General features: G+C 25.9%; 17 protein-coding genes and 1 tRNA gene. 9 read left to right on the forward strand and 9 right to left on the reverse strand.

From position 1 onward, the window contains the following. Nucleotides 1–120 precede the first annotated feature (120 nt). Nucleotides 121–1,200 (forward strand): peptide chain release factor 1, encoded by a 1,080-nt coding sequence (prfA, locus tag ERUM_RS02470; protein ID WP_011155131.1) that lies wholly within the window; start codon nt 121–123, stop codon nt 1,198–1,200. Between the two features lie 1,019 nt (nt 1,201–2,219). Further along, nucleotides 2,220–3,428, forward strand: coding sequence for a dicarboxylate/amino acid:cation symporter (locus ERUM_RS02475; RefSeq protein ID WP_011155132.1), 1,209 nt, complete (start codon nt 2,220–2,222; stop codon nt 3,426–3,428). An 845-nt stretch (nt 3,429–4,273) separates the two neighbouring features. Here ERUM_RS02475 and ERUM_RS02480 read toward each other — a convergent pair. After that, the gene (locus ERUM_RS02480) at nt 4,274–5,584 is read right to left on the reverse strand and encodes a DNA recombination protein RmuC (RefSeq protein WP_011155133.1); all 1,311 of its coding nucleotides are present in this window, start codon (nt 5,582–5,584) and stop codon (nt 4,274–4,276) included. Nucleotides 5,585–5,795: 211 nt separating this feature from the next. Here ERUM_RS02480 and ERUM_RS02485 point away from each other — a divergent pair, with 211 nt between their 5' ends. Further along, complete coding sequence (locus ERUM_RS02485) at nt 5,796–6,395, forward strand: hypothetical protein (protein WP_011155134.1); 600 nt, start codon at nt 5,796–5,798, stop codon at nt 6,393–6,395. Nucleotides 6,396–6,612: 217 nt separating this feature from the next. Continuing rightward, entirely contained in the window at nt 6,613–7,896 is a 1,284-nt protein-coding gene (serS, locus tag ERUM_RS02490) for a serine--tRNA ligase (protein ID WP_011155135.1), read from the forward strand. Nucleotides 7,897–10,029: 2,133 nt separating this feature from the next. Here the strand turns inward: serS and hemF are convergent. From hemF to ERUM_RS02520, 6 genes are all read right to left on the reverse strand, one after another. Continuing rightward, nucleotides 10,030–10,896 (reverse strand): oxygen-dependent coproporphyrinogen oxidase, encoded by an 867-nt coding sequence (gene hemF / locus ERUM_RS02495; protein ID WP_011155136.1) that lies wholly within the window; start codon nt 10,894–10,896, stop codon nt 10,030–10,032. Nucleotides 10,897–11,162: 266 nt separating this feature from the next. Further along, nucleotides 11,163–11,450, reverse strand: coding sequence for a DUF2312 domain-containing protein (locus ERUM_RS02500; RefSeq protein ID WP_011155137.1), 288 nt, complete (start codon nt 11,448–11,450; stop codon nt 11,163–11,165). A gap of 306 nt (nt 11,451–11,756) precedes the next feature. Continuing rightward, nucleotides 11,757–12,419 (reverse strand): fructose-6-phosphate aldolase, encoded by a 663-nt coding sequence (fsa, locus tag ERUM_RS02505; RefSeq protein ID WP_011155138.1) that lies wholly within the window; start codon nt 12,417–12,419, stop codon nt 11,757–11,759. Then, nucleotides 12,403–12,807, reverse strand: a complete 405-nt coding sequence (locus ERUM_RS02510) for a F0F1 ATP synthase subunit epsilon (protein WP_011155139.1) — start codon at nt 12,805–12,807, stop codon at nt 12,403–12,405. Before ERUM_RS02510 ends, fsa begins: the two co-directional genes overlap by 17 nt. 2 nt (nt 12,808–12,809) lie before the next feature. Continuing rightward, nucleotides 12,810–14,324, reverse strand: a complete 1,515-nt coding sequence (gene atpD, locus ERUM_RS02515) for a F0F1 ATP synthase subunit beta (RefSeq protein WP_011155140.1) — start codon at nt 14,322–14,324, stop codon at nt 12,810–12,812. Nucleotides 14,325–14,442: 118 nt separating this feature from the next. Continuing rightward, nucleotides 14,443–14,526 (reverse strand) — tRNA-Leu (locus ERUM_RS02520). A gap of 239 nt (nt 14,527–14,765) precedes the next feature. On the opposite strand from ERUM_RS02520, the gene mgtE reads away from it, so the two are divergent. From mgtE to ERUM_RS02545, 5 genes are all read left to right on the forward strand, one after another. Next, nucleotides 14,766–16,136, forward strand: a complete 1,371-nt coding sequence (gene mgtE / locus ERUM_RS02525) for a magnesium transporter (RefSeq protein WP_011155141.1) — start codon at nt 14,766–14,768, stop codon at nt 16,134–16,136. A 1,087-nt stretch (nt 16,137–17,223) separates the two neighbouring features. After that, nucleotides 17,224–17,598, forward strand: coding sequence for a hypothetical protein (locus ERUM_RS02530; protein WP_011155142.1), 375 nt, complete (start codon nt 17,224–17,226; stop codon nt 17,596–17,598). A gap of 582 nt (nt 17,599–18,180) precedes the next feature. Continuing rightward, nucleotides 18,181–18,585 (forward strand): hypothetical protein, encoded by a 405-nt coding sequence (locus ERUM_RS02535; RefSeq protein ID WP_011155143.1) that lies wholly within the window; start codon nt 18,181–18,183, stop codon nt 18,583–18,585. Between the two features lie 597 nt (nt 18,586–19,182). Next, nucleotides 19,183–19,560, forward strand: coding sequence for a hypothetical protein (locus ERUM_RS02540; protein WP_011155144.1), 378 nt, complete (start codon nt 19,183–19,185; stop codon nt 19,558–19,560). 474 nt (nt 19,561–20,034) lie between these two features. After that, on the forward strand, nt 20,035–20,406 hold the full coding sequence (locus ERUM_RS02545) for a hypothetical protein (RefSeq protein ID WP_011155145.1): 372 nt from the start codon (nt 20,035–20,037) through the stop codon (nt 20,404–20,406). Between the two features lie 374 nt (nt 20,407–20,780). Here ERUM_RS02545 and ERUM_RS02550 read toward each other — a convergent pair whose 3' ends face one another. Next, on the reverse strand, nt 20,781–23,096 hold the full coding sequence (locus ERUM_RS02550) for a hypothetical protein (RefSeq protein ID WP_011155146.1): 2,316 nt from the start codon (nt 23,094–23,096) through the stop codon (nt 20,781–20,783). Nucleotides 23,097–23,427: 331 nt separating this feature from the next. Beyond that, nucleotides 23,428–25,722: an AAA family ATPase gene (locus ERUM_RS02555; RefSeq protein WP_011155147.1), complete on the reverse strand. Its 2,295-nt coding sequence runs from the start codon at nt 25,720–25,722 to the stop codon at nt 23,428–23,430. Nucleotides 25,723–25,876: the final 154 nt, after the last annotated feature.

The following is a 25,876-nucleotide window of genomic DNA, read 5'->3' on the forward strand; positions in this document are numbered from 1 at the left end:
TTAAAGTATATACCACATATCAAAATTTAAAGAAAAAAATTTTGCAAATAATATTATAGATGTTATCATTCCTAAGTAGTCAAAATTTATAAAGATTATTTAATATATGGTAGCAAAGCTATGAGCTTTGATAGTGGTTTAGAAGAGTTATCTGAAAAGTTTTATAAGCTAAAACATTTGTTAGAAGATCCAAGTCAATTAAGTGTAGAATCTTTTGTAAATGCCTCAAAGGAATATTCAGAGTTGTTACCTATAATTTCAGTAATAGATGAGTACAATGCTGTACAAAAAGATATAAAAGATTTACAAGAACTAATAAATAACCAAGAAACTGATACTGAATTAAAAAATCTTGCTAAAGAAGAATTTTACGAGCTGCAAAAACAATTACCTAAAGTAAAACATAAATTAAAGTTATCTCTACTTCCAAAAGATAAAGACGATGCACGTAATGCTATTTTGGAAATTAGAGCTGGTACAGGAGGTGAAGAAGCAGCATTATTTGTGACTGATTTATACAGAATGTATATAAAATACGCTGAAAAAAAAAATTGGAAAATCGAACAAATCAACTCATCATCAACTGGTATAGGTGGACATAAGGAAGTTTCGTTATGTGTAAGTGGATCTAATGTATTTGCTAAGCTAAAATTTGAATCTGGAGTACATAGAGTACAGAGAGTACCAGAAACTGAAGCATCTGGTAGACTTCATACCTCAGCTGCAACAGTAGCAGTGTTACCTGAAATTGAAGAAGTAGACTTAAAGATAGATGAAAAAGATCTAAGAATTGATGTATATAGATCTAGTGGACCAGGAGGGCAATCTGTTAACACAACTGACAGTGCTGTACGTATTACACATATACCAAGTGGTATTGTTGTAATACAACAAGATGAAAAATCTCAGCATAAAAATAAAAACAAAGCTCTTAAGGTTTTAAGAGCAAGGCTTTATGACCTTGAAAAACAAAAAAGAGATGCAGAAATATCACAATTACGAAAAAGCCAAATAGGATCTGGGGATAGATCTGAACGAATAAGAACATATAATTTTCCACAATCAAGAATTACAGATCATAGAATAAATTTAACGTTATACAGATTAGAAGATATAATGAAAGAGGGAGATTTAGATGAACTAATTGAAGCATTAATAGCTGAAGATGAAGCAAATAAGTTAAAGAACTTAAATATCTAACAAACACTTCTATTAAATAAAAAAATAAGCTCATGTTATCAAATAAGAATCACATTGTTTTATTTACATGTATAGTTAATAATATCAATTAACTGTAAAGTATAAGTATTGGAATATCTATAATATTTCATTTAAATAAAATTAAAGAATAAGATAACTTACAAAAAAACTTTATATATAAACATTATACCACTTTTAATAGATATACATTTATATGTACAATAACCTTTATAATATTAACTAAATATTATAGTTTTTAAATATTTAAAATACTTTCTCAAATAGAATATAGATAAGTTACAAATAAAAAAATATAACATATATAGGATAGAAAGTGCTATCAATGATAGTAAAATAACAACATTAATACAGCAAAATAGTAATTAATATAATAACTCACTCATAACTATATATTCTATTTATTCGTATTTATATACTGAAAAAATTCAAATAGAAAAACTAAAGCATAGGACCATATAATTTTCGAATACTAACTTAATACTTTCATAAAAAATTTTTTACACTTATCAATCACACTATTATAGATTAACAACGTAAGCCATATATAAAACGTTAATTAATCAATGAGTTATAGAATATATCTGTAACCATAACTACATTAAACAACAACAAGATTATCTTTTAAAGAACAGTATAAACTTCTCTAATGATAAATTCTTCAGTATGTTATTAAAAAGATTTATTCATATCACTATATGATACTAGATATATCTTTATATAAATAATCAGGTTATAAATGAAGTCATTAATTATAAAATATAATAGTTTGCTTTATAAGTAATATTTCTTATATTATATAGATAGGAATTAGTGAATATAAACATTTTTATATACCATAAACCATGATATACGTAAAGTTGTCATAACTATATCTACCAGCTAATATATGTTAATGAAAATTCTTATTATTTCAGATTTTTATTACATATTTTTATCACACACCATATAATATAAATTATATAACTAAATATATCTCTTATCATTAATGGTCTTAATTTATGACTTATAAGTATATTCTTAAAATTCTACTTCCTATAATTCTTTCAGTAATCGCATTTTATATTAATCAACAATGGATACTTGAATTAGCAAAGACTTGTGAAAATATTTTTATTAATTTACTTAAATTAATTAGTTTACCAGTAGTATTTTTTTCTATTACATCAACAATTTCAAAACTAACAAATTTTATGGAAATAAGAATTTTAATTAAAAAGACTACATTTTATACTATAATTACAACGATTATTGCCGCTACTATTGCACTTATAACATATATATTAATAAATCCATCAAGTAAAAATATAATATTAAATACATCTATTATTAAAGAACATATTGATACTCAAAGCTATTTATCATATTTAATTTCTATATTACCTCACAACTTCATCAAGGTTTTTTTAGACAATAACATAATAGGATGTGTGATATTAGCTTTTTTAATAGGTGGAGCATTACTATCCTTACCAGATCAAAGCAAACGTGAATTACTTAATAAGATACTTGATGCTCTTTTTGACACATTTCTAGAAATAACAAAGTTCATATTAAAATTGATGCCTATAGCACTGTGGTCATTCATTACAGTATTACTATATAACCTTAACGATGGATACAATTTATCCAGCATATTAAAATATCTGTCATGCATAATAATAGCAAATTTTATACAAGCATTTATAATATTACCGTTGCTATTAAAATTAAAAGGAATCTCTACTATCAAGACATTTCGTGGAATTATGCCAGCATTAATTGTAGCGTTTTTTTCCAAGTCTTCTACAGCAACATTACCAACAACCTTACGTTATACCCAAAATAATCTAAACATATCAAAAAAAGTATCATCTTTTATATTACCAGTGTGCACAACAATTAACATGAATGCATGTGCTGCTTTTATACTTATCACAGTACTTTTTGTATCAGAAATCAATGGATACACATTTTCTATCAGCGAAATGCTATTATGGGTATTTCTAGCAACAGGAGGAGCAATTGGTAATGCCGGTATCCCAATGGGATGTTATTTTATGGCTATGAGTTATTTAATATCCATGAAAATACCACTAAATACCATGGGAATAATATTACCTATATACACAATAATAGACATGTTTGAAACAGCAATTAATGTTTGGTCAGATGTATGCATTACTCAAGTAGTAAATAAGGAGTACTGTATAACAATAAAAAACCAATAATGATCAATTTTTCACAACATATATAATGTTTATATCCACCTTATCATATTAAGTAGCTAATTAACAAGATGGTAAATCTGCTATAGAAGCTGTAAAATATTTCTATTTCATTCTCTATCATTCCTTAGATTACTTATTTTGAGAATTTCACTATATAAAAACACAAGCTATATAAGCTTTTTCAAATAAATTACTAATTTTAATAATTGTATAACCTTATAATTAAATTATCAAATCTATATTAATAATCATAACTATATCTAGGATTAAATAATCTGTAAAACTAGCAATATAACACATTAAATACATCAAAAAATAATCTTATAAATTTTACTTTTTCTTAAAAACCTTTCTCAATTAAAGATTCTTTTAATTTATGCATATTACTACATAAATACTTAGTTAAAAAAATAAGTAACTAAAATATATTTACCTTATTTCTATAATTAAAATTACAAATGCTCACATAAATCTGCTATTATTAAATTAAGTATTTTAATATAGTAATACATTATATAAGCAACACAACTACAGGATAAAAACATCAGTAGATATCATGATATATTTTGTCATTACGTTACTATTTTTAACTTATATATATACCTATTTTTACTGTTGTATATATCCCATAACATTATAACAATATTACTTGGTATATATCAAAGTGTGTGTTTAACCTCATACCATAATTATAAGTCTTATTAATAAACTCAAGTAATTTCTTATATATTTATTATAAGTTACTAATAAAGGATATTTATATCCATCACCTATAAAAACTAATTTTCTATTTAAATAAACCTAATTATCACTATAATTTTTCTACACTAATTGTATTATTAATTTTATTCATCAAAATCCTCCAGTACATTCTTCTTTGAAGTTTTAATACCTAATAATTTTAAGTTTTCAGTACGTGACAAAATATTACCATGTCCCTCTGATAATTTTTTCATTGCATCATTATACACATTGTGTAAAATGCCCATCTGCTTTCCAAGCTTTTGCATATCAGATATAAATCCAATAATTTTATCATATAAAGCCCCACCCTGACGCGCTATTTCCATAGTGTTACGGTTTTGATATTCCAATTTCCATAAAGATTCAATAGTTTTTAAAGTAGCAAGTAATGTAGACGGACATACTATAACTATTTTCTTATTCCATGCATAATTATGTAACATGAGATCTTCCTGCATTGCTAGGGAATATGCGCCTTCTATTGGAATGAACATTAAGACAAAATCTGGCGTTTTTAACTTTTCAATATCCTGATATTTCTTACATGATAATACATTAACATGTGACCTAATAGATGCTATAAACTGCTTTAATAAATTATTCTTTGATTCTTCTGATTTCGTAACAAAATACTTTTCGTAATGAATTAAAGAAACTTTTGAGTCAATTATTAAGTGCTTATTCTCTGGCAAATTTATAATAGCATCTGGTTGTTGTTTATTACCTTCGTTATCCTTAAGATTCAGGCCTGTAGCATGCAAAACATAGTCTTGATTCTTCCGTAATCCAGAATTTTCTAATATTTTCTCCAATATCATTTCTCCCCAATTTCCCTGAATCTTGATATCTCCCTTTAAAACATTAGCTAAATTCTCAGCTTGTAAAGTAATCTTTTCATTTGCAAGTACAATCCTTTGAATTTCTTTCTTTAACAGAAATTGTTCTTGATTATGTATATTAAATGAATCTTCAACCTTTTTTTTAAATAAATTTATATGTTCTTGTAATGGATTTAATATATTACTTAAATTCTCTTGAGATATTTTATTGAATTTATCTGTTTTTTCTTCAAAAATACGATTTGCAAGATTTTCAAAACATAATTTGTATTTTTCGTCAATCGTTGAAAACTCACTTTTATATAGATTGACAGTATTTTCTAAATTCTTTTTCTCATACTCTATTTCTGTTATTTTACTCTTCACATTACATAATTCAACGTTAAGAATATCATTCCTATCTTTTAATTGGCTATTTTCAATTTCTAAGTTTTTTATCCTCTCTTCCAACATGTTCTTATTAATATTCAAAATACGATAATCAAATTTTGATATTCTAGTCTTTAATGCAATAAAATAACTTACCAAGGCTACTATTAAGCACTCAAAAACACATACAATAATCAATATCATAGTACTTTTACACCTTCACAATATAACAAAAAATAGATCATACTCTACCTAATATAGTGAAAATTCCGACTCATACCTATTACAAATTGATATATTTTATTTCTATTCTTGAGGTTACAATTAATTATTATAAAAATATTAGTTATTTACTTTAAAATATATTATTTTAATATAAGATATTAAAATATTAATGTAATAAAGGAAGCAACATATGCAACATAGACCTAATAATCTTGGTATTTATTCACCAGTACCATTTACAACAAATATCTTTGAAGAATTTGGTATTACGAAAAATACTACCTATAAATACATGTGGTGTTATAAATTTTTATGTATTGGCATGATTACATCAGATAATAAGTTATCTATGGTAAAAACGTTTAATCAGTCAATACAATACAACAATCAAGATGGAAATTATATATTTTTTATAAAAGGTCTAAATTATAATAGTGAAAAAATATGGACATGTATTCTTATAAAAGATCATCAACTAGAAAATTTCTTAGGGGATCTCTCACTCATTAAATGCGACTCAATGAAAGTAAAAACCTTTTCAGGAAGAAATTTAAATACAGATTATTTTTACGATAATAGTACAGTTATCTGTTCTGGAACAGGAAAAATTAGTTTTTCCAATTTAAGAAAAAGATTAAAACGTGAATGCCAGAATAGTAGTGATATATCACTCAATAATATCAAATTTCCATCTAATAGTACATCATGGAGTAGAATAATTAGTGGTATTACAGAAATAATTGCAATACAGGAAATGACTTATGGTAGAGCAGGAAATGAATCATGGTAGAATAGGATAAGCTCTTACATGTTTTACCAGCTTACTCAATATAGTTCTGAGTTTTAACTTTATAAAACCCTATTACAAAAAATGAATAAACTGTTTTATACATAATTTTAAATAATTATAGATTACAGAGAATTATTAGTCCTTTTTTATAAAAATATAAGTCTATTAAAATAAAATTATGTTATTATCTTTCAGTTGAATATATTTAGTTATATATATGCATGATATAGATTTTATAAAAAATAATCCAGAACTATTTGATGAAGCAATGCAAAATAGAAATTTTGGAAAAATCGCCCACAAAATTATAGAATTATCTGCCAATAAAAAACACACACTAACACAATTGTACTCTTTACAAAAAGAACGAAACAATATAACACAAGAAATTGAAAAATTAAAAAAAGACAATATCCAATGTGATACACAAATAGAACTTTCAAAAGAAATAACAAAAAAAATAAATCATATTAACAATATGATAAAGACAGATTCTGAATTAATTGATTTACTTAATATATTGCCAAATATACCTGATAAAAAGGTACCTATTGGTAAAGACGAAAATGACAATATTGAAATCAGAAGATATGGAAAAAAAGTAGATTTCAAATTTCCACCAAAAACTCACTATGAATTAGGTGAAAACTTAAACTTAATGGATTTTAAACAAGCTGCAAAACTTTCTGGATCAAGGTTCGTAATACTAAAAAGTCAGCTAGCACAATTAGATCGTGCTTTAGCAAATTTTATGTTAGATGTTCACACCCAAGAATTTGGATATTCAGAAATCTCTCATCCTGTATTAGTACATGAATCTGCTATGTACGGAGTTGGACAATTACCTAAATTCGCTGATGATTCTTTTAAAACAACAGATAACTTTAGGCTTATTCCTACAAGTGAAGTAGCACTAACTAATTTAGTATCAAATACAAACACTAATGCAAATGAACTACCAATAAGGTTAACTGCATGTTCTCAATGTTTCAGATCAGAAGCAGGAAGTGCTGGTAAGGATGTACGTGGTATGATGAGACAACATCAATTCAACAAAGTAGAATTAGTAAGTATTGTTACTGAAGAACAATCAGAATTGGAATTAGAAAGAATGACACAAGTTGCTGAAGAAATTTTAAAAAAATTGGAACTACCATATAGAGTAATGATGCTATGTACAGGAGATTTAGGTTTTTCAGCAAGTATAACATATGATATTGAAGTATGGATACCAAGTCAAAATCAATATAGAGAGATTTCAAGTTGCTCAAATTGTAAAGCTTTTCAAGCACGGAGAATGAATGCTAAATATCATACAATAAGCAATGGTAATAAAGTAAATAAATTTGTACATACTTTAAATGGCTCTGCGTTAGCAATAGGAAGAACTATAATTGCAATTTTAGAAAATTATCAAAATCAAGATGGCTCTATAACTATACCACATGTACTGAGAAAATATATGAATAACCAGGATATAATAAAAAACAATAATTATTAGTTTTGTTAAGAGAGAATGCATATTTTATATATAAATTATATGAATAACTTATAAGTTTTATAACAGTAGAGTATGTTTTTTTTATATATTAAATAAAATCTCAATGTTTTTACATACCAAATTGAGTGTTATCCAGTTAATTTCTATAATGAAATTGGTATAAAAATATAAACACAATTATATAAATAAATAAAATATATAGCTATGAATGTATTACTACTGATGTGTATTGTAACATAAAGTTTTTTATTTGTAGCTGATCTTATTCTATCTGAGAAAATATTTTAAATATTTAAGGACTATAATATTTAATTAATATTACAAAGCTAATATGTAGATATATATAAATATAATTATACGATTAAGTGAGTTATTGTTATTATATATAATGTGTTATAAGCTTTTTTTTTGTAACTCATCTTATTTTTTTGATTTCACTTGTATTATATATAATAAAGCTATAGTTTTTACAAAGATAACAATTTACTTATAAATATCTCTCATTTACAAAGTAAATTTTAAATATATAAAACATATAAATAACCTACACACATAACAACAATAGTTAGCCTTTTTAATTGTTATACACTAACACATACCTTATTTATATACTAAAATATAAATACTCTGATAATTGCTATTTTACAGTATAGAGAATATTGTATTAATAAAATAGTCATTATCATATTCATAAAATGAAAACAATATGAAAAGCTAATATTATCTACTTTATAGTATAAAAAATCACTGAACTCAGAAATTCTAGTTTGTAATAACACATAATTATATATATGTAACTCTACTTTATCTATTCATGATACAGTTTTACATTATAAAAGCTTTTAGATAAGATAATATAATCAAAAAATTATTATTAACTACAATAGGCTATTCATATAAAATAAAAATTAACAACATACAAAAGTCACTTAGTAAGTATTTAATCAATTATCGTTTTCAAGTCATAGAGAAATAAAAACTGCATCACTAGCAATATTTGTTAATTTTTAATAGAGCCAACACAATAATACTTATAATTGTATATATAACCCCTTGCTTATATATACATACATAAAAAATAATACAATATCTATTGTAAAATGATCATATCACTACAATTTTTATTATTATTTTAAAAATAAAAAAGACTAATTAATAGTAATATCGCATACCAAATTACTACATCAAAATACCTAACCACATATTTTACTTAAAGTATAAAGAAATATTTTGACACATTTTGATACTATTTATACAACTTAATTGTTCTTTGTAATTCTAAATAATATTCTACCATTGTATTATACAAAAAATTTTTTCTATACTGCATTATACATTTAATGCATAGTAATACTAATATAATAAGATAATTTACTTTTAATGATGTGATAAAATTATTTATAAGTTAAGAGACAACAAAAGGATAATTAGAAATAGTGTAAATTTTAAAGACTATTTTAAAAAATATAGAAAAATAATTCAAATATACATATTATGGCATTAGCATATACAATACAAAATATAAACACTAATAGATAACAAATAAGACTTTTAAAGTGTTTATATTAGAGAGTATTATTAGGTTAGGATAATAATACTTGCCTTTATTAAAAAGGCAGTTATTTAAGAAGTATACTAACTAATATTTATTAAATTATTAGTTCAATATATTGCATATGAAGTACTTTAATACGAATGATATGTTACAAAATGTCATTTTATTTTCAATAATATAATCCATGAATTATACATAACTTTTCTTGTATTCATTTTTAATATTACTTTATTATGCATAATACATGTATCTTTTTATAATAGAAATCATTTAATACCTAATTTATATAAAATAACAACTTTACTGTTTTGTATTTTATAAATAATTACCACATCAGAACATTATATATAGAGCTACATACAAAACCTTAATCAGGTTATGTAACAAAAATATCACATTTATAATATTCGAGTAAATGTCGTTCAATAAAAAAAAGTTCTACTAGTGTTTACAATAATGTTAATTTATGAGCTACTACTGTTTTAAACAATGTGCATAAAATGAAGTTGATATCGGTTAATTCAATAGGAAATAACTAAGCTATGATTACTTATCAATACTAAGTCAATAATTCAAATTCATTTCCATTTTACCACAGGAGGCATAGACATCATAATTGCATCAGGATTTCCATTAGTTAATAAACCAAATCTTGTACCTCTGTCATAAATCAGATTAAACTCTACATACCTACCACGCTTAAGTAATTGATACTCACGCTCATCTTGACTCCAACTTTTATACATATTTCTCATGACAATAACTGGATAAATATCTAATAAAAATTTACCAACTTCCTTAGTATAATAAAAATCAGATTCCCAATCTCCAGAGTTGATATTATCATAAAATATTCCACCAATACCACGTGGTTCTTTTCTATGATGCAGGAAAAAATATTCATCGCATTGTTGCTTGAATTTTGGATAATATTTCTGATTATGCCTATCACACATTGTACGCAAATTAGCATGAAAAAATTCTTCATCTTCTTTATTTTCATATGTAGGAGTTAAATCTATCCCACCACCAAACCAATTCTTGTCACATATAGAAATAAATCTAGTATTCATATGAACAGCTGGAACAAATGGAGAACACATATGTGCAACAACAGAAATTCCACTTGCCCAAAATTCTGTACCTTCCACATAAGAAGCATTAAATTTATGAGAATTCATAACACTTAATAATTCAGAATTTTGTGTAATATTACCATATACTTCTGATACATTTATACCAGCCTTTTCAAAAACATTACCTTGTAATATTATAGAATGTCCTCCTCCACCTTCAGATCTTGTCCAATCTTTATATTGAACTTCTGGTACTGAAGAAGAAAATTTTTCTTCCACTGATAAAAATGCAGAAAGAAGTTTATTTTGTAATTCCTTAAACCAATTAACAGCCATTTTTTGTTTATCTTTCATAGACAATTCATTCATAATAACACCAGACTTATAAACCGTTATATAAACTCATTTCTTATATAATTTGAAATTATTTTATAAACAATAGATATAATAGAACAACAAATAAAAAAAATAGCTAATACTATAAAAGTACTATTCTACCTTATTAAACATCAGAATTAAATATACAATAGAAAATACTATAAAGAATAAGTTACCTACTTATTGTACAATATAACCTACCTTATATTTTTTTTAAAGATAACTAAATAATAAAAAACAAACAACAACCAATCCACTTATTCATCAATTTCAACTAAGATTCCAAGTGCCCTTTTATAAGTCATCAAAAGCATTTCGTGTTCTTCTCTATCATCATTATTCATTTTCCGTAATTTTATTATTTGTCTAATTGCTTTAGTATTGAAACCATTACTATTTGCTTCATTATATATACCTCTAATACACTGACTTATTTCTTCTCTTTCAGATTCCAATTTTTCAATTCTCTCTATATAGCGCTTTAAATCTTCAACAACCGTATTATCTTTATCCCCTGATACTAGACGACCATTAATATACACCATGTAATTTTCTCATATAATTTTGATACTGGTTAGTATACCAATAATTTATTTGAACGCAACTCATCAAACAAGAAGTCTTAAAATAGAAACTTATATAAACAACATAAAACAGACAGTTCTACAATAAAATATAGTACTACTTACAAAAGTAATGTAATGTTAAAATAAACAGCATTTCCCCTTATCTTCAAAAGCTCACTAAAAATAAAAGATATGTTCATAAATAGTAATAAAAGTATAATATCGCAAAACCTACCCTATATAAAGGTTATTTAAAACTCATGATATACATATATTTACTTTATACTAAGAAAACATTTTTTTACCTGACTCACTCCAGTTTCGTAAAAAATCTTCAAGTCCCTTATTTGTAAGAGGATGTACAAACATTTGTTTAAAAATCGATGGAGAAATAGTAACAATATCAGCTCCTATTTTTGCAGCTTGCACAACATGCATAGGATGACGTATAGATGCCACTAAAATTTGAGTATTAAATGAATGATATTTACTATAAATTTCTCTTATATCTTTAATTAATTCCATACCTATTTGTCCTATATCATCCAATCTCCCAACAAATGGAGATATAAAATAAGCACCTGATTTTGCAGCCAAAATAGCTTGAGCTGGTGAAAAACAAAGTGTTACATTAACTTTAAGGTTATGTTCATTGGATAGAATCCTACATGCTATTAATCCATCATAAGTTAAAGGAAGCTTTATTACCACATTTTCAGCAATTTTAGATATCTCTAAAGCCTCACTAATCATATCTTTATAAGATGTAGAAATAACCTCAATACTTACTGGTCCTTTTATTAATGAACATAACTTAAATATTAGGTCACTACATTTTAATTCTGATTTCGAAAATAAAGATGGATTAGTAGTAACACCATCTATTAAACCACTAATACAAAATTCCTCTAAGAAGCTTATATCTATAGTATCAAGAAATATTTTCATGCATTTTGATATTATTTATAAAATTCAATTGTTTTTCTGCAATTTCAAGCAACATCTTATCATTGATATTGTGCAAAATCTTCTCTATGCCTTCTTTATATGCTTTAAGCATACCAATATTGACATCATAGGCATTAATTAATTGATTAGCTATAATCTTACACTCATATAAAGTAACCTTAAGTATAGGATTTAGCACATAAAATACTTTTATCTCCTTTGTATCAAGGGTCAATTTCACAACTCCAGAACATAATTCCATAATAAAATTTTCATGACCAGGAAGTACCATAAATTCACCATCTACAGTATATGAAGTAATCGATAAAACATTTTTTATCTCTAGTGAAACATCTGGAGTAACAAATTCAACAGAAAGGCATTTCATAGTTATTTACCTTCTTTTTGCAATAGCTCTGCTTTTTTAACAGCTTCATTTATGTTACTAACCATATAGAATGCAGCTTCAGGTAAATGATCATACTTACCTTCCACTATATCCTTAAAACTAGAGACTGTGTCTTCAAGAGAAACAAATACACCTGGTGTACCAGTAAACACCTCTGCAACATGAAAAGGTTGCGATAAAAACCTCTGAATTTTCCTCGCTCTTGCCACTATAAGCTTATCTTCTTCTGACAACTCCTCCATACCAAGAATTGCAATAATATCTTGTAAAGACTTATACGTTTGTAATATACGCTGCACTTCCTTAGATACCTCATAATGTTTTTCCCCAACAATATCAATAGACAACGCCTGAGAAGCCGAATCTAAAGGATCAACAGCAGGATATATACCCAACTCAGCTATTTGTCTTGACAAGACAGTTGTCGAATCAAGATGAGCAAAAGAAGTTGCTGGAGCTGGATCTGTTAAATCATCTGCTGGCACATATATTGCTTGTACTGAAGTAATAGAACCACGATTTGTAGAAGTAATTCTCTCTTGCATAGCACCCATTTCTGCAGCAAGAGTAGGCTGATAACCTACAGCAGATGGGATTCTACCTAATAAAGCTGAAATTTCAGAACCAGACTGAGTAAATCTAAATATGTTATCTACAAAAAACAATACATCCTGATTTTCAACATCCCTAAAATATTCTGCCATAGTTAAAGCAGATAATGCAACACGTAACCTTGCCCCAGGAGGTTCATTCATCTGACCATATACTAAAACTGCTTGTGACTTATCTTTTTCCTCTAAATTGATTACACCAGATTCTATCATCTCATGATATAAATCATTTCCTTCACGTGTACGTTCTCCTACCCCAGCAAATACTGAAACCCCCTTATGAGCTTTTGCAATATTATGTATTAACTCCATAATAAGTACAGTTTTACCTACACCAGCACCTCCAAACAAACCAACTTTTCCACCTTTAAGGTACGGTGCCAGTAAATCTATTACCTTAATACCAGTTACCAATATTTCTGTAGTAACCTTTTGATCCGTTAATTTAGGAACTTCTGAATATATTGGCTTAATAGAGTAATCTGATTTAGTTAATGGGCCACAATTATCTATTGGATTTCCTAATACATCAAAAACCCTACCCAAAGTTGCTCTACCAACAGGAACAGAGATAGGAGCACCAGTATCAATAAATTCATCATTTCTAGATAAACCATCAGTACTATCAAGTGCTATACACCTTACAATACTATCACTAATATGCTGAGATACCTCAAGAACTAATTTTTTACCATTATAAATTTCTTTACTTTCTAATGCATTTAGTATCTTAGGTACCTTCCCACTAGGAAACTTAATATCTACAACTGCAGTCATCACACGGATTACTAATCCAACATTCTCAGTGGACTCATTAATACGAATATCTGCATCACCTTTAATTTTCCTAGCTCTACCTTTTACTTTACCAGTTAAACTTGACATCCTGTACCTTACATTACAATAAAAACGTAGCAAAAACTACTTAAGCTGATCACTCAAACTAACCTGTATTGTAATTAAATAAAAAAAACTTGCAATACTTAAACAATGCATTTATAAGTACCCCTAGCCGGACTTGAACCAGCATGTCTTTTCAGACAGTAGATTTTGAGTCTACCGCGTCTACCAATTCCACCATAGGGGCTAAAGCTATACGTATTACAATATATAATTTTCTATGATCAGTCAATATTTTTAGTAATATGCCACATTCCTTATATTCAAATAACCATCAAAATAATTTACTGTGTAATCACTTATACATTACTTCGTCTATTAAATCATTTATAGAATTTTTTTATTTAATTGTATAAACTTGTACTATTCTTGACAATTTTTTATGTTTAAAAAATTATATATCAATTAATAAAAAGGCTATGTCATATGTCTATGTCAGAAATTGACCACACATTACATTATATATTAGATGAAAAAATAAGTAATTCCTTAACTCAAGCATTAGAAACACAAAATTACGAAGTAATACAAGAAATAATTAATGAATCAGATAATGTACAATTGGCTTATTTTTTACTCACTTCAACATACCAACATCGTAAAGAACTATTGAATAATATAAATGATAATTTAATAAAAGATATTCTAATTCACTTAGTACCAGATTTGCGTCAAGAAATAATTAAAATTTTAGGAATAGAAAAAGTAGCCTCTTTAATATCTCAGTTAAACACTGAAGACATAGTAGTCATAATTGAAGACTTAGACAAAGAAAGTCAGCTGAGCATTATAAATGTATTATCAAAACGCAATAAAATTTTTGTTAATGAATTGCTATCTTACCCAGAAGAAAGTGCTGGTAGATTGATGCACAAAGACGTTATCATAGCCCCAGAATATTGGACAATAAATCAACTATTATATTTTTTAACTCAGAATAATAAAATAAATAAAGAATTCTATGAGATTTTTATTGTAGACCCAAAATTAAATCCTATAGGATATTTAAGGTTAGATAATATAATATGTGCAAATAAATCTCAAGTTATTAAGGACTTGATGAAAACTGATATAAAAATCATCACATCACATACAACACAGGAAGAAGTTGCTGAAATTTTTAGAAAATACTCTTTACTATCAGCACCAGTAATAAATAAAGAAGGAAGAATAATCGGTTCAATAATAGTACATGATATATTAAATGTTATACATCAAGAAGCTGAAAAAGATGTGTTACATTTAGGAATGGTGTCAAATAATGATATCAGTTCCTCATTATTAAAAACTGTTATAAAAAGGTTACCATGGCTAATAGTAAACCTTCTAACAGCAACAGTTAGTTCAATGATTATCGGAATATTTAGTAATACACTACAACACTTCATTGCCTTATCTATAATAATGCCAACAATAGCATCTATGAGTGGAAATGCAGGATTGCAATCTTTAGCAGTGACAATCAGGGCACTTTCTACAAAGCAACTTACCCATAGAAATGCCTATAGATTATTATTTAAAGAATTATGTGTAGGATCAATCAATGGATTAATCTTAGCAATAATAGCATCTATAGTACTTATACTTAGAGGACAAGACACCGAAATTCAAATATTAGCTGGAACTTCAATGATAATTACTTTTTCTATAGCAACTTTTCTAGGTACTGCAATACCAATGTTATTAAACTTTTTTAAAGTTGATCCTGCTATATCCTCTTCTATTATAATATGCGCTACAAGTGATACTTTATCTTTTTTAATTTTCTTAGGAATGGCTACAATATTTCTATTATAAACAGTACATATTATTACATAAATTAAAAATAATTTATCATATCATATTATAAGTTCATTAATTTTAGATTATATACACCCTTACAGTAAGTTATTTTGTAAAAACTATCCAATTTGTCATCACTAAAGATTCCAATCCTGTGCTTCAGTCATGGATGCTATTATTGATATTGTTTATAGAAGATAGTAAAGTGTTCTAGTGTGTCACTAATAAAAACTATATATTACATAATCTTAAAATTTGTGTAATGTTTTATAAAAAAAATCTAGTTTTACTAAGTTCATTTAATTATTTAAGATCATATAATTAATAACTATATTACAAAATATTTGCTGCAGTCAGACTCGTATTATTCATTACTTTTTTTTTATAAAAGCATAAAACTACTAAAACTTCCAGGATTTACTATAAGTTAGCTAATTTAAACCACAATTAGAGTAAGTTTCACAATTTTTACAAGTTAGACAACTCAGTATAATTACATACATTCTACAATTAGTTAGTAGTATCAGTAGGATAATTGATTAACACATCTAGATATTTTAGAAAAATATTATAGCGATAACTATAACATATTAACTTATTGCATACCTATATATAGAAACAATAATGATAAATACAATATAATGCTAATAATTAAATCATTTAGCTATAAAAACTCACATTAAAAAATAGCATACCTATATAATAACCTTAACTACACAAATAAGCTTTTATATTAAAATAAAAAATAATCATAAAGTACTTCCAGTTAATTAATCAGTTATAAAACCTATAAATACTTTGTATTATGTTAATCTAAGAATAAAGATAATCACTAATCTTTATTCATAATAATATATAATTTGATAAACATATTACACTACTATATTTAAAGTTGTAAATTATAATTACTTCTGTTTTATAAATACTATATATTAATCATATATTTTTATACATTTAATCAACAGAATACAAAATACCTAAAACAACATATTATGTTCTGTATACCACAATACACATAATATTAACATACTAAAAAACTACACCTATATTTTTATACTATAATTGCTATACTAACTTATAGTACGTAAAATAAAGTGTATTCATGAATAACCATAAGATATTACAACATTCTCTACTTGCTCTTTTTACTTTGTTAATCATACTGTTAATTATAGCAATAGCTTTATATATACAACAAGTTAAAATTCAAGATAGTGAAAAAAATGAAATTAATGAGATGTTTAAAAAAGCAGATCATATACGAGGAATGAATCAGCAGATAATTAAAGAGTTAGAAATTTACAGAGAAACAAATGCTAAGTTATTAACCGTATGTAACAAATTACGCGATGCAGCACAAGAAACTCTACATGATGCTATAATATCTCACCAAAATCTCAATAATATACCATCCCATCATATTGACGAGCCATCACTTCATGACAATATTACATATGATAAAAAACTACATTCTTAATTATTATAAATTATTAAGGATAGCTAATATATCAAATATAATTAATCACCTAATAAACTGATTAACTACATAAAAGTATTTTAAATAATAGTACTTTTATACCTTTTCAAAAATGACTTAATTACATAAGATGTACCTTCTGCTATAGAAGGCATCACATAACACTAGAATAGTTTATATAATATCAACTGAAATACCATATTAACAAAGCAAACAAATACTATTGAACAGTAAATAAAATCTCAGTTAACTTAATAATATGGAAGTTTAGCATGTTCGATTATCAATTACCATTGCAATAATATATTTGAAATATTATAAACATATTGGTAAAATTTTTTCACACAGCATTCTAATATTTAGAAATGTAAATGACGATAATTATCTTTACGATAAACAGCAATTACACAAAATAGTACGTTAACAACAAACAGAATAAATTCTAATAGATATCCCAAATAACATACTCTTAATTACTATATATAAAAATAATTTAACATGAATATCTTAAAATATTACACTTGTATTTTTATATAAGCAATTGATATACTATACTTATAGTATATTAAATAAAGTGTGTTTATGACTACTAATCAACTTATGGCATTTGAATATTTTGCAGTTGCTCTTTTTATTCTGTTAACTATACTAATAATTATAGCAATAGCTCTAGAGATATGTAATTTAACACAACAACGTAAACATATAACTTCATCATCTAACAAAGAACAAACAGTTATAGATCCTATCGCACTACTTGGTGAAGTAAGAAATGTGAAAAGTCATAATGCTATGATCTTAAGTATGTGTAAAGAATTACGTAATATAACACAAAATCTATTACAGGAAGTTAATGACATAAAACAACAACAAGATATAAAATCTCAAGAACAACCATCTAATAATATAAATGTAAGCAGTTTATCTGTACTATCAGACACTGACCTATTATCTAATAACATAGAAATGGCAATGCGTCAGTTGTAATTGATTAATAAAATGTCAGTTGGTATACTAATCTGGAAGCATATAGATGTTATTATATTTGTTAATAATATCTAATATATTTTTTTAATGTTAATTAAATTATATATCATTTTTTATACAGGAAATATGTAATAGTACTTCATAATTCATATATAACACCAATAAAAACATCATAGCTAAGATATCAGGTTAGGAAGTATTACCAAGAAGCTATTCCCTATTACTACATAAAAATACTTCTATAAGTTACATAAACAATAAATATGGTATCTATACTTATGATTAGTAATATATATAATCATACATAACAATGCTATAATATATATCGTGTAAAATTGTTTAACATAGCATTATAATAGTATTAAGAATATAAAACTATAGAACAGTTTTATTTATAATAAAAATATTATAGCACATATTTATCATTTAAAATTTTTTTCAAAAAAATACACATGCATAATATCATTATGTATTTTAACGTACTTAAATAATACATTATTAACTACTATATGTTAGGTATTGATACTTCTCAAATGGTGTATTTATATTCTTACATAAGTATATACTATGCATACAGTTATTAAATAAAGTGTGTTTATGAATAATGATCCAATATCATACGGTATACTTGTTACTCTTATCTTGTTAATTATACTTATAGCAGGAGTAGTAACATTATATATATATAATTCAATAAAACAAAATAATCATATAAACGATAATCCTAAAAAAACTCAGGCTACAAAAAACCAGACTTTACCTCAAACAGCACATGAACTAAATATAATGTATAAGAAAATGCTGAAACATATAGCAGATTGCCAACGGATGAGTAGTCAGTTGAATACTAGTACTATACAATTCACAGAACAACCATACTACTCTCAGGATACTACACCATCTTCTAAGGTTGAGGGCTCATTATGCAACAATATTACACAAACAACTGATAATAATATAACTAAATGTTATTAGTTAGTTTTAACTAATCAACTGGTTAATTATAAGAACACTAATTGTTATATTATTATGTATTCTATTATAAAGCGATGGATATAAATATAGTTTATTAGCAACTTATAATAAATATATAATAAATTACTTGAGTTTGTAAAAATAGTAGTACAGTAATTCATATAATGCTAATCAAAATTAGATTAAAAACTCATAAGAAAAGTATTTATTATATAAATGATATATTTGAATTACGTAAAAAGTGATTTATAAATATTAACAATAAAGTACCACCACACTATACTAAAAATAGTACAATCTACACATAGTTTCATATATTTAAAATTATTTCTAAAAAAATACACACACTAGAACTATAAAGATATATCAAGTGATAAGTGTTCAATTATACATATTAAAAAATTACACTTGTATTTTCACATAATTAAATTATATATTACAGAAATAATATACGTTATAGTTAAGGTGTGTATAATGGTTAGATTAGCATCATTTATGCAATTAGAACTTGCATTAACAATTATAAGTGCATTACTGGCACTTTTAATAATATCCCTGATCACTACTTCTATAGTTGTTTGGTGCACAAGTGTCCGCAATAAAGGTGATAAGATTCAACAACAATATTGCTGTAGCAATCCAGAGTTAAGTGAACGTTTTCAGGAATCTATGGTCTCATTATTAAATGCTATATCTAATAGGTTAGATAATATGTATCCTATACATAATTCTCAAGAACCCAAGAGTGATGTTGTTACTTCTCCTAAAAAATTACCATCTTCTAATCTTAATGAGACATCATGTTGTAATAACATATCTAATGTTGATAAAAGATCATTTGTTTAAATAACAAATTATGTTCAACTACTATTATTGTATTTCCTAAATCACAGGGTGATATTGGTATAACTATATATCTATTAGCTATCAAACTATTGTTATTTTATTTTCTAACTTTGATATCTAGATTAGATTTATTATTTTACTATGTGTTAAATATTCTACTACAATAAGCATGTTTATGTGAAGTATGACTACTGTTATGTCACTGCTGAGATAAGAAATTAGTCTAGACTTTTAAGTACTAGGATAAGCATTTTTTTAAGATATATACTTTACTGTACTTAAGATATATTTTTTTAAGTAATTGATAGTGTTACTAGCTATCCTTCATTATCTTAATATGCAAGAATTTTTATTACATCATAAGATTATATTATCTATACTTTTAGGCTAGCACATAATAACTCCGGCTGTACTACCAGTTGATTTACTTGAGGTATTTCACATATACGTGAAGTTATCTTACTTAAATTAGCAATTATTTCTTGATGAGGATTTGTTATTCCTTGTTTTGCACATTCTAGTTCAAACTGTGCTATTGATAAATTATGTTGATCACATAACATTTTTTCCATACACATACATAGATCTTCATAATAACTTGGTAAGTTCAAAATATGTTCTACTTTTGTTAATGCTATTCCTAAGTTTTTTACTAATCTAGGAGTATTTCCAATAAATAATTCAGGTTGTAATTCCTTTATACCATATTGAATTAACATACTACGTAACTCACTTAATTTATTCCTAACTTCACACTGAATATCAGACACTCCATGTTCTTGTAAATATGTATCATTCTCTAAAAGTTTATTTTCCAGTCTATCAGAAATTTCGTTAAGTACTTTATTATAAATTTCTTTTTTCGTAAAGTTTAAAGCAATTGAGTAGTCTCTTTTACTTATTAACATACATACTCTTAACAAGAACTTAAGTCTTACCATACATTCACTTGTAACAAATTGTGAAATTTCCTCTTCTAGTTGACTTGCTATTCTACTGATATACTGATCACTTCCAGAATATAAAATCATTAGTTGCATAATTACCATAAACAAATTATTTGTAGTCATTGTCCGTGATACATTAATATCTGATTCAGGAATACTTGGTAATTTTCTTAAGAATACCAGTATTGAATTTGCTACACAAACTAACTGCAACCTATGTATTACACATTGATATTCTTTTAACTCACTCAACTTTTCTTTCAATAAAGCTTCCTTTTCTTTAATATCTATATCCATGTCATTAATATCTTGCCTAATATCTAATAATGTTACACATAATTTATTCAAATCAGACATCAAAGGTTGCAACCTACTATCCTCTAACACTAGTGGTAATTCACCAGCCACACTATGAATCAATTCTACAATCTCTAGCAATTCATCAGGATCTATCAATTCTAATCCTATGTCCAATAACTCATTAGACTCTAATAAATTACTAAAACTTACCCTAGCTTCATCTTTTTTTGATATCGCACATATAAATTCATTAAGTCTCTTTACTACATGGGAATTGGCTAATAAATCTGACCCTGAATTACACTGTTTTTTTAATAATTGAGGGTAATTATATAATGTCAATAGAGCACCCTGCAATATAGTTTGTAAATATAATACAACATCATTATTAAATGATTCAATAGATGTTAGCACTTGTTCTGATGATTGGGCTAAAATGTACATAGCATCCATTAAATTTACAACATTAGATAAATATTCAAAAATACTACGTATTTCATTTAATAATTTTATAATTTTACTACTATCATTTTGTAATTTCTCTATACGACCGATGCTTTTCATATAATCTAAAATAGATCGTAAGGTACGATAATCATCATAGTGATATATTACATAAAACTTTTTACGAAGAAGTAAAAAAAAATCTTGTGTTTGTCTAAGATCTTTCAGAGAGTCTGTTACATATTTTTCTAATTCACTTACATCTCTTCCACTTAACTTACTACTACGTGTATCATAGAAATCTGATACCATCTTACTTCGTTGAGAAACCCAATTACCTATTTTTTCAAATAAATCTTTCTTTTTATTTACAGCCTCACTAATTTTTTTTAAAAATACACGTTTCATTATTTTTTGCTCTCTTATACCTAGAAAACTCACTAAATCATTAAATAATGGTATATTTTCAAATATCAAACTAGGATCCCAAAATAATGGCTTGTCAATAAATTGATCTGTTGTTTCTGACATATATTGTACAAAACTCTTATGTTGATCTAAAATTACACTACACTGATCTACTAAATAGTGTAATAACTCAATATCCTTGTTATAAGAATTTAACTGTCTACTAAGAGATTCTGTTAAATCTGACTTATCAGAAGACATATTATGCATAGCAGTTATTAAATCTTTTCTTATAGAATTTTGCCTATTAATTAATTTCTTAATATTATTTATAGTAAGTCTATACTGATAAATAGAAGATTTATATGCAAATATTTCAGTACTCACACTATTTCTTATGGTATTAGGGTCCACCCTTTCAACAAATAATATTTTTTGTTGAAATTCAGTAAGCTTATCAAAAAAGCTAGTAATAGCATCTATAAAGTATGATTCCTGTTCAATCATATATATTACAGGTCGAATAATTTCAGACATTATCATTATTCTATGTTGTTCTGCTTTTTTTAGATCTTCTTCTGTGAATAACATTTTAATTAACTCTTTTTATTAATCTTAACTAATATTAATATATTTTATAATCTTAATTTTTATAATCTTAATAAAGATACTATTTTATATTAAGAAATTTATAAATCTATTTCATTAGAACTTCAAGAAAAATTAAAAAATTAATTTTTTATATACTGATTAGGTATTTATAGAATATTAAATTAATCAATATTAATTTAATAAAATAAATAATATTATGCTTATTATTAAGTTAAAATTTTAGTAAATAATAAGTTTATTAATGAACTTAAAAAACAGTTAGCTAAGAAAAGTACAGATTAAAACATACAATCTCAATAGAATAATTAAGTTACACTTCTGCACAACAAAAATCATATATTAAATCATTAGTGTTAGGATCAAGTATAATTTTTACATATCCACCATTAGATAACCTACCAAAAAGTATTTCATCCGATAAATATCTTTTAATTTTTTGAGAAATAATGCTCTCTATATTCCTAACACCAGGTATACTATCATATCCAGATTTTGCTAAATACAATAATACATCATCACCTATATTAAAATGTATACCTTTCTTAGCTAACTGTTCTTTAAGTTCATTAATAAATTTATTCACTACTTGCAACACTGCACTTTGATTCAAAGATGAAAAGGAAATTATAGCATCTAATCTATTCCTAAATTCTGGACTAAAAATTCTCTCAATTGCTTGTTTATCATCACCTTGATTAAAGCTTCTATTCCTACTAAATCCAATAGAATTTCTACTTAGTTCAAAAGCACCAGCATTAGTTGTTAGAATAACTATTACATTATGAAAACTCACTTTTCTTCCATAAGTATCAGTAACACATCCATAGTCCATTATCTGTAATAATATATTATATATATCACTATGCGCTTTCTCTATTTCATCAAGTAACAATACGCTATATTGATGTCTAGATATAGAATCTGTCAATAAGCCTCCTTGATCATATCCTACATACCCTGGAGGAGATCCTATAATTTTAGAAATAGAATGAGATTCCATATATTCAGACATATCAAATCTTATCAACTTCATACCCATGTGATTTGCGAGTTGTTTTGCTAATTCAGTTTTTCCAACTCCAGTAGGCCCAGTAAATAAATAACTAGCTAAAGGTTTTCTATGATCTCTAAGTCCAGCTTTAGCTATTTTTATTGAATCTACAAGACTAGAAATAGCAAAATCTTGACCAAATATATGTTGTTTTAAATTTTTTTCTAGATTTTTTACTTTGTCTAAATCATTATGTGCTAGATTACGAGATGGTATTCCAGTAATCCTAGACACTATATGTTCTATATCACTACCAGTAATAACCCTATTACCGTTACTATTATGTAAATTACAATATGCCCCTGCCTCATCAATGACATCTACAGCTTTATCTGGAAGCATTTTTTCTGAAATATACCTATCTGATAACTCTGCAGCACGATCTATTGAATCTTCACTATATGTAACATTATGATATGATGCATAATAAGATTGTATTCCACGTAATATTCTCACAGTTTCATCAACTGATGATTCCTCAACATTAATTTTTTGATACCTCCTAGCCAATGCTCTATCTTTTTCAAAATTATTATTATACTCCTTATAAGTAGTAGCACCAATACATCTCAAAGTTCCCCTAGCTAAAGCAGGTTTAAGTAAGTTACTTGCATCAAGAGATCCACCACTAGTAGAACCTGCCCCAACAATTGTGTGAATTTCATCAATGAATAATATTGCATTTTCTTTTGCTTCGATTGCTTTAATAACAGATTTTATTCTTTCTTCAAAATCTCCACGATAACGCGTTCCAGCTAATAATGATCCCATATCTAAAGAATATATAACCATTTTCTTTAATTGTTCTGGTACATTACCATCTATAATATTTAATGCTAATCCTTCAACAATTGCAGTCTTACCAACACCAGGATCTCCAACATACAATGGATTATTTTTTCTCCTGCGTAATAGAACTTCCATAGTTCTACTCAATTCATATGATCTACCAATTACATAATCTATTTTACCTTTCTTAGCTGACTCATTTAAATTTATACAATAAGCATTCAAAATTTCATTATCTTTTAATATATCCTTAGGTACAGTAACAAATGAATTAACAGGCTTATTGTATTCATAATCTCTAAATTCTTGATCCATGCTAAAATCATTAACATAAGCACCACTATTATTATTTGATATATAATTTACAACATCTATATATTTTATATTTTGTTCATGTAAAAAAGATGCACTATAAGAATCTTTCTCAGCTAGAATTTCACTAAGAATATCTGCACCAGTTATTTCACTTATACCAGAACTATGAGCATGTATAATAGCTCTATGAACTAACCTTTCAAAAATAATAGTAGGCTTAACTTCTGAGATACCTTTATCAATTAGAGTGGGTATTTCATATCTTAAAAAATTTATAATAGTAATTTTTAGCTTATCAATAGATACACGAAATGCATAAAAAACACGCCTAGCATCTATATCATCCGTTAACGCCAATAAAAGATGTTCTAAAGTAGCATATTCATGATGAAAATCAAACGCAATTGATAATGCCTTATGCAAACTATCTTCAAGATTCTTTGATAACACTAATGTCCCTAATCTATATTTTCAGACACTCTATCACTGAAAAATTAAAAATAAGTTGCAAATGATAATACATCAATTTCATAATCAATACTGTGCAATAAATTTTTAATATTGTACTTATAAACAACATATGTTACACAATGATGCTTAAACT

The sequence above is a fragment of the Ehrlichia ruminantium str. Welgevonden genome, from assembly GCF_000026005.1.
Lineage (GTDB): Bacteria > Pseudomonadota > Alphaproteobacteria > Rickettsiales > Anaplasmataceae > Ehrlichia > Ehrlichia ruminantium.